The organism is Pseudomonas sp. USHLN015 (assembly GCF_037153275.1).
Lineage (GTDB): Bacteria > Pseudomonadota > Gammaproteobacteria > Pseudomonadales > Pseudomonadaceae > Metapseudomonas > Metapseudomonas tohonis.
This window is the reverse complement of the sequence record NZ_JBBCKP010000008.1, coordinates 177623-192686: the sequence shown is the minus strand read 5'-3', so window position 1 is coordinate 192686 and position 15064 is coordinate 177623. Positions and strand designations below refer to the sequence as shown.

General features: G+C 64.1%; 11 protein-coding genes and 1 pseudogene. All 12 read right to left on the bottom strand.

All coding sequences use genetic code 11. The features are described 5' to 3' along the window. Positions 1-191 precede the first annotated feature (191 nt). Positions 192-1346, bottom strand: coding sequence for a substrate-binding domain-containing protein (locus tag WFQ67_RS17690; RefSeq protein ID WP_213630305.1), 1155 nt, complete (start codon positions 1344-1346; stop codon positions 192-194). A gap of 497 nt (positions 1347-1843) precedes the next feature. Then, complete coding sequence (locus WFQ67_RS30440) at positions 1844-2131, bottom strand: DUF2145 domain-containing protein (protein WP_442969602.1); 288 nt, start codon at positions 2129-2131, stop codon at positions 1844-1846. Further along, positions 2121-2459, bottom strand: a pseudogene (locus WFQ67_RS30435) (DUF2145 domain-containing protein); the annotation flags it as partial. The pseudogene WFQ67_RS30435 and the gene WFQ67_RS30440, both read right to left, overlap by 11 nt. Positions 2460-3510: 1051 nt before the next feature. Beyond that, positions 3511-4182: a hypothetical protein gene (locus WFQ67_RS17685; protein ID WP_337057725.1), complete on the bottom strand. Its 672-nt coding sequence runs from the start codon at positions 4180-4182 to the stop codon at positions 3511-3513. A gap of 103 nt (positions 4183-4285) precedes the next feature. Then, positions 4286-5812, bottom strand: a complete 1527-nt coding sequence (locus tag WFQ67_RS17680) for a hypothetical protein (RefSeq protein WP_337057723.1) — start codon at positions 5810-5812, stop codon at positions 4286-4288. After that, positions 5785-7020: a hypothetical protein gene (locus tag WFQ67_RS17675; protein WP_337057722.1), complete on the bottom strand. Its 1236-nt coding sequence runs from the start codon at positions 7018-7020 to the stop codon at positions 5785-5787. Before WFQ67_RS17675 ends, WFQ67_RS17680 begins: the two co-directional genes overlap by 28 nt. 344 nt (positions 7021-7364) lie before the next feature. Next, a complete protein-coding gene (gspF, locus tag WFQ67_RS17670) occupies positions 7365-8573 on the bottom strand; it encodes a type II secretion system inner membrane protein GspF (protein WP_337057721.1) in 1209 nt (402 codons plus the stop codon). Then, positions 8573-9991: a type II secretion system ATPase GspE gene (gene gspE / locus WFQ67_RS17665; RefSeq protein WP_337057720.1), complete on the bottom strand. Its 1419-nt coding sequence runs from the start codon at positions 9989-9991 to the stop codon at positions 8573-8575. The genes gspF and gspE overlap by 1 nt, the downstream gene beginning before the upstream one ends. Then, the gene (gspD, locus tag WFQ67_RS17660) at positions 9988-12384 is read right to left on the bottom strand and encodes a type II secretion system secretin GspD (RefSeq protein WP_337057719.1); all 2397 of its coding nucleotides are present in this window, start codon (positions 12382-12384) and stop codon (positions 9988-9990) included. Before gspD ends, gspE begins: the two co-directional genes overlap by 4 nt. Continuing rightward, positions 12381-12932 carry a type II secretion system protein GspM gene (gene gspM, locus WFQ67_RS17655; RefSeq protein ID WP_337057717.1) on the bottom strand — a complete coding sequence of 184 codons (552 nt, stop codon included), beginning with the start codon at positions 12930-12932 and terminating at the stop codon, positions 12381-12383. The genes gspD and gspM overlap by 4 nt, the downstream gene beginning before the upstream one ends. Further along, complete coding sequence (gene gspL, locus WFQ67_RS17650; RefSeq protein ID WP_337057716.1) at positions 12925-14094, bottom strand: type II secretion system protein GspL; 1170 nt, start codon at positions 14092-14094, stop codon at positions 12925-12927. The genes gspM and gspL overlap by 8 nt, the downstream gene beginning before the upstream one ends. Next, positions 14091-15032: a type II secretion system minor pseudopilin GspK gene (gspK, locus tag WFQ67_RS17645; RefSeq protein ID WP_213630569.1), complete on the bottom strand. Its 942-nt coding sequence runs from the start codon at positions 15030-15032 to the stop codon at positions 14091-14093. Before gspK ends, gspL begins: the two co-directional genes overlap by 4 nt. Positions 15033-15064: the final 32 nt, after the last annotated feature.

The following is a 15064-nucleotide window of genomic DNA, read 5'->3' as shown; positions in this document are numbered from 1 at the left end:
TGTTCTCGCGAAAGACGGGCGCATCGCCCTCCCCTGAGGTGCGCGCCATGGCTATACCCAAGGCGGTGGCAGCCGCGCTCGACCGAACTTTTGTCATGCAAAGTTCATCTGCCCGGCAGGCGGCTGAAACAGGAAAACCGGCAATGGCGCGAGGCCATTGCCGGTTCGTGGAGCGGTGCCTGGTTAGAGGCTTAGAGCGGACGGCCGATGCCGTTGCAGGCGGTGGTGTTGCCGATGGCCAGGGAGTTGGTCGGGGTGTAGAAGGTGCTGCGAACAGCAGTCTTCCAGTTGTCGGTCAGCGGGATCAGCTTGTTGGCGATGATCTCGTCGTCGTTGTTGTTGAGGTCATCGGTGTTGAAGTGGCGGCCAACGAAGTCACGGATGGCGGTGCGGTCGGCGCTGTCCTTGTAGCACTGGCTGAACACCAGGTTGGTGTAGCCCACGATCTTGTAGCCGCTGGCGGGGTTGGCCAGTACCGGAACCCACTTGGAGGGGTCGGCGCGGTCAGCGGCGGTGGACGGCGGAGCGATGGTGCTCAGCGCTGTGGTGACGTTGCCGATGGTGGGCAGCAGGCCGTTGACCTTGGCCACTACGGCGTTGTTGGTGGCATCGACGTCTTCCGGGCCGACGTAGCCGATGGCGCCTTCGGTGGAAGCGACGGTGCTGGCCAGGTTGGCACTGCCGGTGGCAGCGATCCAGGACGCCGGCTCGGCACCGACGTTAGCGGTGGTGAAGGTGCTGTTGGTGGTGAACTTGGCCGAGCACTGGCTGTTCAGGTGACGGGTGAAGATCTCCGTGGTACCGCTGCTGCCGGCACGGTAGACGACGGTGATGGCGGTAGCCGGGTAGCTGGCGTTGACCTGGTTCCAGGTGGTGATGGTGCCCGAGAAGATGTCGCACAGCTGAGCACTGGTCAGGTCCAGGTTGTTCAGCGCGGCGCCACCGGCCAGGGTCAGTTTGTAGGGGATGGTCACCGAAGTGGCGGCCGAGGGAACCTGGACCAGCGGGCCCCAGTTGGCGGCGCTGCTGGTGGGAACGGCCGGGGACTGGTGAGCGGCCTGGTAGGTGGAGATCTCGCTGGCGGACAGGATGGAATCGCTGCCGGCGTAGTCGACGGTGATGCCGGAAGCCAGGCCCAGCTTGGTGGAATCGTTGGTCAGCACGGCGGATTTGCCAGCGCCGCTGCCCACGCCGATGTAGGCGTTGAAGCCCGACGGCAGGACGGTAGCGGTGTTGTACAGGTTCTGCGGCAGAGTGGCGCCGCCACCGACTACGGCAGCCATGGCCTGGGCGGAGCACAGGCCGGCGACGGCCATGGAAACAGCGAGAACATTGCGCTTGAACATGAAGAATCTCCTTTCATCGTGTCTGGACGTTGAGTGGTTCGCTCTTGCATCACGCTGCGGCCTGGCCCCGAGCCACATTCCCCTGCTCGTCGGTGGGCTGGCCACGAGGTAGAAGCTCTCAATTTCCGGTGACAGAGAAAGGAAAAAACCTCGGGAGCCTGTACGGATTTTTTCCAGTATTTCTCGGGAGTTAACGAAACTTTCCTGACATCTCGGCCAGCGCTGCCGAGCGTTTTCCGTTGAGTGCCGGCCCCCCTCTCCCGCCGTTGCTGGCCCGGGCCGTCGGTGCATGACGGAAGGATGAACCCGAGTGAAGGTGAAGCGGAGCTCAGGTGTTAGCGGTAAAAGAGTGGAAGCAGCTAGCCAACCCCGCCCCGTGGGCGTCGAAGAACCATGGCTCGGCGCTTTGGACAGTTCCAGAGCACGTGTTTGATGCGTGAGAATTAAGAACGACCCTGAAACGGGCCGTTCTTAACAGTGAATCATCCAACGCCACGTTAGATTTCGATCTCGTAAATCTCCTTACCCAAGTCGTAATCCTTCATAAAATTCGCAATGGTCGAATACGTTGCCGTCTTGATTTCTCCGCCATGTTCCTCGGGAAAGAAGTCCTGAACAAATATAGAGCCAAACACCCGTTTCACGCTGCCGATCTTTATAGTCTGCGGCTTGAAATAGGCTCGCTTGTTTGCAGTCAACTGCGCGCGATCACTCGTGCCATAAATAGCACTAAAAAGAACATTCAGCGTGAACCCCGTACAATTCTGATACCGCTCAGAATCCATTTTCGCTGGAGTTATGCAATTTTCGATAATCGGAGGAATCGATTACTTGCAGTAATTTTTCCTGGAGTGATGGCTTGGGAATTATCACACCCGACCTCAATGAGTAGACACCGGCATAGAAGTCCAAAGGAAAATCATTTATCAAGTCGCTGACATTCTTCTGATCTTCGCGCTGATATAAATTATAAACTTGATACCCTTTCAGCTTCCGACCGTCTTGGGCTGTGATATCCGAGTAGACCCAGAAAGCCACATGAGTATATTTGACACCCTCGGGCAACTCGCTTTCCGGCCTACCGACCCGAGACACGATCGCAACTCTAGCCCCTCTTTCAGCAAGGCTTTTTCGACTTTCTTGGAAAAGGAAATCAGTTGCTCGGCCGTGTACTGGTCAGTATTTTCAGTTGCGTCACCTTGATTAGAGAAACCTTGTGCAATGGCAATATATGGGAGTACTAATGCCAGGAAAGGCAAAGAATATTTTTAAACATTGAATTCTCCTACTCTGCCTTCGGCGCAGGGCCTGCTGAAACTGTCTCGTCAGACACGTGCAAAGGTTTGGAATCACCAGTAGCGTCCAGCAGGGTATCGCCGGCTTTGTCTGCTGCCTTTCCAACGGCGCCTACAGCTTTCAACGGCAAGGCCACAGCACCCGTGACGACTTGGCCTGAAGCCACCGCCCCGTGAGTCGCTGCGGAGGCGGCATGTCCCGAGGCAGCGGCTGCATGCTGAGTAGAGGCTGTGGCATGTTGATAAGGCCCGCCTGAGCAACCCAACAACACGAGCGTAAGCGCAGCAATACTTACCTGATTGGTATTCACTTCGACATTTCCTTCTTGCTGTTAATTAAAGCATCGCATTCACTTCCTGATGATCACTGCTTACACAGAGCCACCATGACGCGATAGCAAACAAAGCCGATGTAATGCTCAAGAAATAGCAAATAAGGCATCTACCACGAGCCGACTCACATACCATGCGCCAACTCGACTAACTATTCGCTCTCACTCCGAAACTTACGAAGAGAGACTCTAGGCCATATCCAGAACAGGAAATATATGGAATACGCCGAAATTGGACCTGGCGTTATCCTAATTTAGTAATGGAATTTTCCTAACACCAAGGAGAACTGAGTGAGCGCCTCTAATCTCACTAGAGGCTCTTGGGCAGTCAGCCATAATCGGCAATTGGACCCACCACATTTCTGCACTCCCGAGACCCGCCAATTGGTAGAGGGGTACAGTTCCCGCATGGCATTTAGTCATGCCTGATGGATCGCAAGCAAGCCCGCCATCAACTCAAACTCGAACAACCCGGCACAACAGCGCAAAAACACTCAAACCGAGTATCGAGCAGCACCTTTCTCGACATACACGCCATCAATTTATATTTTTGCACGCTCCCCCCTCAACAACCGTCTGATTAGATCGCAGCCATCCGGTAATAGCGCTGAATTTGGCATAATTGACCTTTAACCATTCTCGATCAGGACTTACATCAATAACTCTGGCGAGATCATCTTTAGCCAGATACATCTGAGTTTTTCTTTCCTCTGTCGGCTCCACATAGAAAAAAACCTTGGCTAAAGCAGCCCTCGCACATGCCAATTCTTCAGTGCCGAGCAACCGAATAGATACCGAAACAACTTCACCGGAAGCATCATACAAAGTCACCCTTTCGACATCCGCACTTAGCGGCTCTCGCTCCAGGTGTTTATATATATTCCCATCAAGAAATTTATACTGCTCAACCCTGACAAATGGACCACTATGCTCAAAACTACTAAATCCGTGACGATCAGCCCTAGGATTACCAAAAATGGGCTTTTGCTCACTAAACAAAATATTTCCAGCCACCGGCCTCAGTAGAAAAAGACTATAAAAACCCTCCACCCTCCCATCATAAATTTTCAAAAAAACATCCGTATATCCATCTCCATTAGCATCCATGAATATTACCGGACTGGCCTCTCCGCCAAATGTATCAGCAGACTTAATCGGCTCCCACTTATTGCCACTCAACAAATAGTAATCACCACCTCTCTCTCTCACCCTTAGCTTCTTATCGGGGCTGTAAAAATTCGCCTCATACTCCTTAAATCCCTCCCCTCTCGCCGAACAGCAAATCAAAACAGCCAAACAGATAGAACACCACCTACACCCTAAAAATCTCATCACTATCACCGAAATATTTCTCCCAAATATCCTTACCGTTCCTGCTTCTCGCAAGTGAGCTCTCCGAAAATTTATATTTCCCATATTTACTAAAGCCATGAGTGGAGCATGACCCTACGCTTAGCCTTTCAATCAAACCAAGCACATATCCCTCTCTCTCAGCGGCATGATTGAACCCCCCATTTACTCCAATTATAGTTTTTAAGAAATCATTCATAGATGAGGGCTTGCTTAGATCTCCCCAAGCAGAACCATTTCGCCAGTACCACCCTGCCGATCCTGTCACCAAACGTGGATTAGATGCCACTTCCACAACTGAAGTTGAGCTCGGCAGCCCTTCACTTTCAAAATACGATCTATAATTTTCTATATGTGTCAGCTGTATTAGGCCTCTTCCGTGGTAGTCATGACCACCCCGATAGCCATGCCAACCAGAAGGGATAGTTCCATCTCTATTTTTATATTCCTCGGTAGTCCTAAAATAATCAGACTCAACTGCAAGATTGGCTATAAAAAACGCCTTATCCAAACATTCATTAATCCCAAATCTCCCCATCGCCCCGTTTAGCATTCTCAAGAACTCTTCAACTCCTATACCCCGAATTGTGGGGTACATTGACGACTGAAACATCCCACTAGATAACTGAGATCTTGAAATTATCTGTATGATTTCTGCTTCTGTAATTTCTCTATTGCATGCACAAGGCTTATGATCTGCCCACCCCACTAATCCCGCTGCATTAAGGTGATATACCATTCCATTACTAGATATCTGGCCATCAGCAAAATCCTCCTCCCACCAACTCAACTCCTTAATACGCTCCTTCTCAGCCACCCAGTTCAAGATGGGCGTCGACCCCGTATGCCCGAGTACCTTATCCAGTGCATCCCACTTCCGTTGTTGATAAAACCACTCACTTTCGTAGTGAATGACCAATTGAGAAATGGACTGGGCGTAGGCGGGAGTCTTGAGCGCCTTCTGAATCTCGGCAGTGGTGATCTTCCCATCACGATTTTCATCGATGATTTCGAAGAGCCGCTCTCTTACCGGCCCTCTGTCCGATGCATCGGCCAGGGGCTTCCACTGCTCCATTTCCTTGCCATCAAAATAATCGCCCATGTTCAACAGGAAGTGGGCCAGGGCGTTCTGTGGCGGGTCGTCGTTGTAGATGACTTCATAGCCGTCCCACGACCAGGGGTTGACCCAGGGCGTTACACCGACTTCATCGCAGATCCACCCCATGGGGATGTCCTTGCCCGCTGCGTCGATCAACAGGTCATCCAGGCGATACCAGTTCCTGGCCTTGGAAGTCTCAGTGGCGGGTATGGCGATCTTTCTATCTGCCGATAGGCCGTCCAGTTCGGTACGCGGGATCAACAACTTCGCACCGCTCGCAACATGGGGGTCGCCAAGGGTCGGCGGAGCCGAGTGGCAGTGGCCTGGTTGGTGGATGACAACCTTCGTGCCCTTCTCCAGCTTCAGCCATGTTCTGGCTGTTGCGGGCATTTGATCTGCCCATTGGCGGCTCCGAGCGAAGAAGGCCTCCACGTTTTCGCTGGCGAAGACTTCCAGGTGCAATCGCTCTTGAGGGGCCTCCTCGTTGCTCTCCTGGTAGGGGCCGAGGTGCCCGATAAGGTCGCCGGCCTTGATCGGGCGGGGCCTGTCCAGCACCACGACTTTCCCATGTTCGGGCACGCGCTCACCCTCCAGCGAAGCAAGTTGCACGTACTGGACGACGCTTTCCAGTTTGCGGAAGTCGCCTTCTCCACTGATGGTGATTCCGTACCGCGGGGCAATTCGAAGATCTTGCTGCGCGAGGTGTCCGGTGTGGGTCGCACCCGCAGCGCATCACGGGTCGTATTGACCCGATAAGCTCCACCGCCCAGGTCCAGCAATGCACTGAAGCCGACATAGCCCTGCAAGGTGCCGTCCGGGTTTTGCAGTTTCACCGGCCCCTTGATGCCCTCGACTTTGCGATAGGCGCCCTCACCGCTGACGGTGATGACAGCACCTTGCGGCAGAAAGCCGATGGTCTTGCCCTGAGTCGGAGCGTGCCTGAGGTTGAGGCCTTTTTCGCCAGCACGGACGGGGCTGGGGTCCGTATCCGTCTTCACCCGGTACTGGTCCGACTCCGGCCAGAACGCCGGGCGTGGCTTGTCGGGGTCCGCCAGGTAGCTCGCCCAGTCAGCAAGGTGCATGTACAGGCTGTAGAAGATCAGGCTGGGAGGCGCGTCGGCGACGCCTTCGATCTTCGGGGCCTCCAGACGGTGGCGAACCAACACGAAGCCCGTGGCGAAGGGCGCCTCGATCGTCACGCCTGGTGCCGGGAAGAACCTGGTCTTAGGCGTTTGCTCGGGAATGCGATAGGCGATCACCTCACCATCGGCCAGGCAACGCACGAAGCTCTGGCCTTGAGGGCCCGCCGTGCCGGAATCGAAATGCACCCCGCCATGCCACAGGCCATTGCGACCCAGCGGAAAGTAGCCCGACTGTGCCTTGGCCAGCGTGGCCAGTTGCTGGAAGACGGACGAGGTATCGCCAAAGGGGTGGCTCCAGTTCTTCACCGCCGGCAAGTCGCTTGGCGGCGGAGGTTCTGCCGTCGGGGCCGGTGCAGGAGGCACCGAGTCCACTGAGATAGTCGAAGGCACCGAGGGTCCGTCACGCCAGCGACGGTACTCATCCCTCATCGCGTCATAGAGATCGAGAATGAACAAGGGGCACGCTCCTAACGGCATTGGTCCGAGAAGCCTGTGAGGCTGGCGGTGGTATGCCCCAAATGCAGCCAAGGTCCGCAACCACATACCTACGAGATAGCGAGCCTGCACACGGGGGCGAGACAGTAGGCTGAAAATCCCAGGGGGCAGAAAATAGGAACAGTCCCCGGAAAGGCCGGGAAGCTTCCGAAGCGGGCATCGGCGCGCGGGAACTATCTGATGTCCGGGACGAGGCTCGGCTTGTTCAGTGGGTCCCCGCGTACGCGGGGATGACGGTGCACTGAAACCTCCCTGCTCACCTCGTCACCCTCGCGAACGCGGGGGTCCACTCGACAGACAGCTCGCTACTGCACCAACTGGTTGATCTCGATGATGGGCAGCAGCACGGCCATGACGATGGTCAGCACCACGCCGCCCATGACCACGATCATCAGCGGCTCCAGCAATGCGGTCATGCCCATGGCGCGGCGCTCGATGTCGCGGGACAGGGTCTGCGCGGCGCGGTCGAGCATGGGTGGCAGGGAGCCGGTCTTCTCGCCGCTGGCGATGAGGTGGATGAGGATGGGCGGGAACACGCCGCCGGCCTTGAGCGCGCTGGCCAGGCTGATGCCTTCGCGCACGGCGAGGGTGGCGTCGGCCACGCAGGCGGCCAGGCGGTCGTTGGCCAGGGTCTCGCGGGCGGCGTCCAGGGCGCGCAGCAGCGGTACGCCGGCGCTGCCGAGGATCGCCAGGGTGGAGGCGAAGCGCGCGGTGTTCACCCCCAGCACGAAGCGCCCCAGCAGCGGCAGGCGCAGCACCCGCGCGTGCCAGGCCAGGCGCGCGGCGGCGTCGCGCAGGTACAGCCGCCAGCCCCAGAAGGCCCCGGCGATGCCGGCGAAGCAGAGCACGCCCCAGGCCCGCACGAAGTCGCTGGCCTGGAGCATCACCCGGGTCAGCGCCGGCAGGTCCTGGCGCGCCTGGGAGAAGGCGCTGACCACCTGGGGCACGACGAAGCCGAGGAGGAAGATGACGATGCCGATGGACACCAACCCCACCACCGCGGGGTAGATGAAAGCGGTGAGGATCTTGCCGCGCAGGTTGTTGCGCTCCTCGATGTAGTCGGCCAGGCGCTCCATCACCTGGGCCAGGTTGCCGGACTCCTCCCCGGCGGCGATCAGCGCGCGGTAGATGTCGGGGAAGTCGCGCGGGCGCGCCGCCAGGGCTTCGGCCAGGCGCATGCCGCTGCGCACGTCGGTGCGGACCGCGCCCAGGGTCTCGGCGATGTGGCGGCGCTCGGCCTGCTCGACAGTGGCCGATAGCGCCGACTCCAGGGGCAGCCCCGCCGCCAGCAGGCTGGCCAGCTGGCGGGTGGCCCAGGCCAGGTCGCCATCGGACAGGCGCGGCACGAACAGGCCGCCAGCGGCGCTGCCACTGCCCTCCTCCTCGGCCAGCTCCAGGGGCGTCAGGCCACGGCTGCGCAAGAGCCCCATGGCACCGCGCGGGCTGTCGGCCTCCAGGGTGCCGCTCTCGATGCGGCCGCTGGCGTCGGCGGCTTCGAAACGGTAGCGGTTCATCAGGCGTCCCTCGTCACGCGGAGGATTTCCTCGGGCGTGGTGAAGCCGTCCCGCACCCAGCGCTCGCCGTCCTCGCGCATGCTGGCCATGCCGGCGGCGCGGGCGGCCTCGCGCAGGCGCTGCTCGGCCTCGCCCTGGTGGATCAGGCGGCGGATGTCGTCGTCGATCACGAAGAGTTCGTGGATGCCGGTACGGCCGCTGTAGCCGGTGTGGTTGCAGGCGGCGCAGCCCACCGCGCGCCACTGCCCGGGAAAGGCCGGGTCGGGCTCGCGGCACTGGCTGCACAGGCGGCGCACCAGGCGCTGGGCGAGCACGCCGAGCATGCTGGAGGCCAGCAGGAAGGGCTCGACACCCATGTCGGTGAGGCGGGTGACGGCGGAGACGGCGTCGTTGGTGTGCAGCGTGGCCAGCACCAGGTGGCCGGTGAGGGAGGCCTGCACGGCGATCTGCGCCGTCTCCAGGTCGCGGATCTCGCCGATCATGATGATGTCCGGGTCCTGGCGCAGGATGGCGCGCAGGGCCAGGGCGAAGCTCATGTCGATGCGCGCGTTGACCTGGATCTGGCTGATGCCCGGCAGGTCGTATTCCACCGGGTCCTCCACCGTGAGGATGTTGCTGGTGGCGGCGTCCAGCCGCGCCAGGGCGGCGTAGAGGGTGGTGGTCTTGCCGCTGCCGGTGGGCCCGGTGACGAGCACGATGCCGTGGGGCTGGCGGATCAGCCGGTCGAGCCGCTCCAGCAGCGTCGGCGCCATGCCCAGGGTCTCCAGGCGCAGGCGCCCGGCCTGCTTGTCCAGCAGGCGCATCACCACCCGCTCGCCATGGCCGGTGGGCACGGTGGAGACGCGCACGTCGATGGGCCGCCCGGCCACCCGCAGGGCGATGCGGCCGTCCTGCGGCAGGCGTTTCTCGGCGATGTCCAGCTGCGCCATGATCTTGATCCGCGACACCAGCGCCGCGTGCAGCGCCTTGCGCGGGGCGACCACGTCGCGCAGCGCGCCGTCCACCCGGTAGCGCACCACCGAATGGGTCTCGAAGGGTTCGATGTGGATGTCGCTGGCCTCGTCCCGCGCGGCCTGGGTCAGCAGGGCATTGATCATGCGGATCACCGGTGCGCCGTCCTCCGTGTCCAGCAGGTCGGTGACCTCGGGCATGTCCTGCAGCAGGCGGTCCAGGTCCACCTCGCTCTCGGCGGCGCCGACCACGGCCGCGGCGCTGCCGGTATCGGCGTAGGCGCTGGCCAGCAGGGCCTCCAGCTCGGCCTCGGTGACCCGCTGGATCGGCGTCGCGCCATGCCGGCGGCGCACCTCGCCGATGGCCCAGCCGGGGGTGCTGGGGCTCACCAGCAGCACCGCCGCCTCCCCCTCGCCCTGCAGCAGCAGGCGCTGGGCGCGGGCCCAGGCGTAGGGCAGCGCGCTCATGGCCGCTCGCCCGGGCGCAACGGCACGGCGCGCATGGGCCGGGGCTGCGGGGCCGGCAGCGGCGCGGCCGGCTCCGGCGGCATGGCCTGTTCGGCCGGCGGCAATTGCGGCGCCTGCATGTCGCTGAGGGGCCACTTGCGCTCGGGCTGCAACGCGCCCTGGGCACGGCGGATGAAGTCGTAGCGGTTGAGGGTGATGCTGCGCCCCACGCCGTCGTCGCGAATGATGTAGGGCCGCAGGAACACCATCAGGTTGGTCTTGGTCCGTGCGCGGCGGTCGCTGCGGAACAGCGCGCCGATGCCGGGCAGGCTGCCCAGCCCGGGCACCGCGTCGCTGCTCTGCACGAAGCTGTCCTGCAGCAGCCCGCCGAGCACCATGATCTGCCCGTCGTCGAGGAGGATGCTGGTGTCGATGGCACGCTTGTTGGTCACGGTTCCGGCCTCGTTGTCGGCGCGCTCGTCGACGCTGCTGACTTCCTGGTAGATGTCCAGCTTCACCGTGCCGCCCTCGGATATCTGCGGCCGCACGTTGAGGCGCAGGCCCACTTCCTCGCGTTCGATGGTCTGGAACGGGTTGTTGCTGGTGCCGCCGCCGTTGGTGACGTAGTTGCCGCTGACGAAGGGAATGGTCTGGCCGACGAAGATGCTCGCCGCCTCGTTGTCCAGGGTCAGCAGGTTGGGCGTGGACAGCACGTTGGTACCGCCCTTGCTCTTCAGCGCGCGGGCCAGGACCTTGAGGTCGAGCACGCGGCCGATGCCGGGGATGTCCACGCCACCGGAGACCTTGCCGATGCTGAGGCCGCCCGGCAGCACGTCGATGCTGTTCTTGGCGGCGGTGTTGAGGCCCGCGCCGCCGAGGTTGGCGCCGCCGATCCAGCCGTTGCCGGCCAGGTTGCCGGCCTGCCACTGGATGCCGAATTCGCTGGTGTCGTCCTCGCTGACCTCGACGATCAGGCTCTCGATCACCACCTGCGCGCGGCGCTGGTCGAGCAGGTCGATGACCTCGCGCAGGTTGCGGTACAGCGGGTCCGGCGCGGAGATCAGCAGGGTGTTGGTGGTGGTATCGGCCTGCACGGTGACGCCATTGGCGGAGAAGGCCACCGCGCCCTCCTGGCCGCCCTGCCCCTTGGCCGCCGACAGCAGGCCGCCGCCCGACTGCCCGTAGCCACCGGAGCTGCCGGCCTGCCCGTTGCCACTGGTGGAGGTGCCGGAGCTGGCGCCGCTGCCGGTGGTGTTCTGCGCGCTGCCGCCGAGGTTACCGCCATTGAGCTGCGCGCGGCTGCCGTCGCCCTGCCCGGCGCCCTCGCCCTCGCCGGTGAGCAGGCCGCGCAGTGCCTGGGCCAGCTTGTTGGCCTGGGCGTTGCGCAGGTACACCACGTGCAGGTTGCTGGGGTTGCCCTGGGCGCTGTCGAGCTTGGCGATCAGTTGGCGGGCCAGCTCGCTGCGTTCGGGGCTGCCGGTACGCAGGATGATGCTGTTGGAGCGCGGGTCGCCGATCACCGCGACCTTCTGCGTGGCGTCGTTGCCCGGGCTCTCCATCAGCTCGGCGACCATCGCGGCGATGTCGGTGGCGATGCCGTTCTGCACCGGCACCACGTCGGTGTCGATGGAGCCGGGCACGTCGATGTTGGCGATGATCGCCGCGACCCGCTCGAGGTTCTCCGCGTAGTCGGTGACCACCACCGTGTTGTTGCCCGGGTAGGCGTTGATCGGGTTGTTCGGCGAGACGATGGGGCGCAGCACCGGGATCAGGTTCACCGCGTTCTCGTACTGCAGGCGGTAGGTGCGGGTGACCATGCCATTGCCCGCCGGACGGTCGGCGGCGCTGACCGGGCCGCCGAGCAGCTTTGCGTCCGCCTCCGGCACCACCTGGCTGACGCCGCCCACCTCCACCACCGAGAAGCCCTGCATGCGCAGCGCCGCCAGGAGCATGTCGTAGGCGGTACGGGCCGGCACCTCGCCCTCGGAGACCAGGGTCAGCTGGCCCTTGACCCGGGGGTCGGCGAGGAACTGCCGGCCGGTGGCGCGCGACAGCGCACGCAACACGGCGGGGATGTCGGCCTCGACGAAGTTCAGCTGCACCGGCTGCTCGCCCAGCCCGGTGGCGCGGGTGTCCCGGGGCGGCGTGCCGGGGTGCCGGGCGGCCTGTTGCGCGCGCTGCGCCCGCGCCACCTGCTGCTGGCGCTCGGCCTGGGCCTGGGTGCGCTCGCGTTCCACCAGGGCGTCACCCTGCCCCACCCGCGCCATGGGCCGGCCCAGCTCGCTGGCGGCAGGGATCGGCAGCGGCGGCGGCGTGCCGCCGGACTGGCTGCAGGCGGCGAGCACCGCCGCGAGGGAAATCGCCGCCCCATGCCGCAGCGGTCGCCGCAGCCCTTGTCCATCGAACCGCTTCATGAGGATTCCTTAGCGCCTGGCGCCTGTTCCATGCCGACGACGCCGGAAAGCCGGGCGTCCGTCCGTTCGCTTTCTGTCCCGCCGTCGCGCCGCAGCCGCACCTGGCGCAGCTCCAGCGGCAGGCTCGGGGTCACGCCCAGCAGCCAGTCCATCACCCCTTGCGCCGGGGCGCCTTGCAGTTCCAGCTGCCAGTGCGGGCCGTCCACGTGCAGTTGGTAGTGGCCGGCCAGGCCGTTGCCATCCAGCCCCTGGCGCAACAGCGATTCCAGCGATGCGCCCGGCGCCAGGGCCGCCGGCCCCTGCACCTCGGCCAGCACCGCCTCGAGGGTCTGTGCCTGGGCACGCAGGCGCGGCAACTCGGCCTGCCAGTGCTCGATGCGCGCCAGGGGCGGTTCGATCAGGGCGAACCACAGCAGCATCGGCGGCAGCGCGATGGCCGCCAGGCGCAGGATGCGCCGGTCGCGCGGGCCCAGCCGCTGCCAGCGCTGGCGGGCCTGGGCCCTCTGCGGGTGCCAGGCACTGAGCAGGCGTTGCAGGCGCTCATTCATCGCGGCCGGCCTCGCCGCTGGGGGCGTCGCCCGGTGGCAGCGGCTTCAGGCTCCAGCCATCCGCGCCGATGGCCGCCTGCAACCCGGCCTGGGCCAGGCTCGCCTGCCAGGCCGGGTCCACCGGGGGCTTGCGGGCCCCGGCACGGGGCACCAGGCGCAGGGTCTCGCCGTCGTAGTCGAGGGATTCGAGGGTGCCCAGGGCGAACGGCATGGCGACCACGGCCTGCTGCACCATGGCGGCGAAGCGACCGGGCCCATCCTGGCTGCCGCCGGCCAGGCGCGCGTCGCGTTGCTGGCGGGCTTGCTGCAGGGGATTGAGCACCACGGGCAACTGCGGGAAGACCTGTTTCACCCGCTGCGCCATCTGCTGCTTGAGCGCCTGCCCCTGGTGGGCCATCTGGGTGGCGTGCAGGTTGAGCCCGAGGGTCCAGACGCCAACGGCCAGGGCGCAACAGGCCAGTGCCCGACCCCAGCGTCGCGGCCCCCGGACGGGGCCCGCCAGCCCCTGCAGCAGGTTGCAGGCGGGCAGCGGGCCGGTCCAGCGGCGGCTGGCGCCGACCGCCTCGCCCGGCAGGCCCTCGGGGACATCGCCAGGCCAGTGCGGTGCCTCGCCGCTCTCCAGCAGGCGCGGCGCACAGTCCTCGGGCAGGGGGTGCACCCAGGCGCCCTGAACGCTCTCACGCACCAGCAACTGGCCGTCACGCAGCTGCGCGCAGGCGGCTCCGGCGTCGACGCCCAGGAAGAACGGCGCGCCATACAGGCCACGGGGCTCCAGCGCGCACTGGCGCAGGCACTGCAGCAGGCGTTGCAGGCGCTCGCGCTCCAGCCAGGCCAGTTGCACCCGGCCGTCTGCCTGGCGCGGGCCGTGCACCAGGTGCAGCGCGTCGCAGCCCCCGAGCACCAGGCCATCGGCCGCACAGCGCACCGCATCGCCCAGGCGCGCGGCGGGCAGCGGCGGCAGTTCGAGGCTGGCCAGCAGGCTGTCGTCCGGGTGCAGGGTCAGCTCCACGGCCTTGCCACGGGCCTGGCGGCCGAGTTCGGCGAGGCTGGCCCGCCCCTCGCTGGCCAGGTGGCCCTGGCGATCCAGCCAGGCATGTTCCACCTGGCTGTCGGGCCCCAGGCCGGCCAGGGGTGGCAGGGCGATCCGCAGCGACGCGTTCATGCGCCCACCCGCGACCAGACGATGCGCGGCTGGCTCTCCTCGGCACGCAGCAGCAGGGCCTCCACCGGGATGCGACGCTCTCCGGCGCGGGCCAGCCCGCGCACCAGGAACCATTCGCTGGTGATGCCGATGCGCACCCGCTCGGTGGTCAGGTCGGGCATGCGCAGGCGGTTGAGCACGTCACCGCTGTTGATGAACCACAGCCCGCGGTCGCGCTCGGCGACCAGGGCGCGGGCGCGCTCCAGGCCGAGGCCGGGCACCCGCGCGGCGATCACCTCGGCGGAGGTGGTGTTGCCGTTGACCCAGGTGGGCATGGGCAGCAGCGTGACGAAGGGCGCCAGGCGCTGCAGCACGTCGGCGGGTACGCCGGGCAGCCCGGCGAGGTCCTCCAGGCGGCGCAGCATGGGGCGTCTGGCTTCGATGGCGCGATCCTCCGCCTCGGGCGAGGTCAGCCGGCCGCTGTCGAAACCGCTGCCGCCGGCCGGCTCGCTGCGGGGCGGCTGGCGGCGATAGGCATAGCCGTCGATCACCCGGCGGGCGATGCGCGAGGCCGCTTCCGGCGGCACGCCGAGCAGCGCGCAGAGGCGTTCGAAGGTGGCCATCTCCAGCGGGTCGAGCTGGTCGTCCTGCACCAGGTTGCGCAGGTTGAAGCGGCCCTGTTCGTCGATGATCGCGCCCTCGAAGGCGGCACCCTCGCCCAGGTTCAGGTTGCGCAGCGGCTGTGCCCAGGCCTGGTCGAGACGGGTGGCCGGCTCGCGCAGGCGCTCCTCCCAGAGCCGCTGGCGGCTCCACTCCAGGGCACCTCGCGCGGCCCAGGCGCCCTGCAGGCGCTGCTGCTCGCTCTCCACGGCGCGGGTGATGCGCGCCTGGCGGGCGATCATGCCGGCGGCGATGACCGCCACGACGGTCGCGATCAGCAAGGCGCTGATCACCGCCATGCCGCGCTGTCTGGCCAGGGGATGCACGGCGC

Coding starts and splice junctions, on each gene's coding strand:
- WFQ67_RS30440 (WP_442969602.1), bottom strand. CDS start 2,131: ATGGATTCTGAGCGGTATCAGAATTGTACGGGGTTCACGCTGAATGTT.
- gspK (WP_213630569.1), bottom strand. CDS start 15,032: ATGGCGGTGATCAGCGCCTTGCTGATCGCGACCGTCGTGGCGGTCATC.
- gspF (WP_337057721.1), bottom strand. CDS start 8,573: ATGAACCGCTACCGTTTCGAAGCCGCCGACGCCAGCGGCCGCATCGAG.
- WFQ67_RS17680 (WP_337057723.1), bottom strand. CDS start 5,812: ATGCCCGCAACAGCCAGAACATGGCTGAAGCTGGAGAAGGGCACGAAG.
- gspL (WP_337057716.1), bottom strand. CDS start 14,094: ATGAACGCGTCGCTGCGGATCGCCCTGCCACCCCTGGCCGGCCTGGGG.
- gspE (WP_337057720.1), bottom strand. CDS start 9,991: ATGAGCGCGCTGCCCTACGCCTGGGCCCGCGCCCAGCGCCTGCTGCTG.
- gspD (WP_337057719.1), bottom strand. CDS start 12,384: ATGAAGCGGTTCGATGGACAAGGGCTGCGGCGACCGCTGCGGCATGGG.
- WFQ67_RS17690 (WP_213630305.1), bottom strand. CDS start 1,346: ATGTTCAAGCGCAATGTTCTCGCTGTTTCCATGGCCGTCGCCGGCCTG.
- gspM (WP_337057717.1), bottom strand. CDS start 12,932: ATGAATGAGCGCCTGCAACGCCTGCTCAGTGCCTGGCACCCGCAGAGG.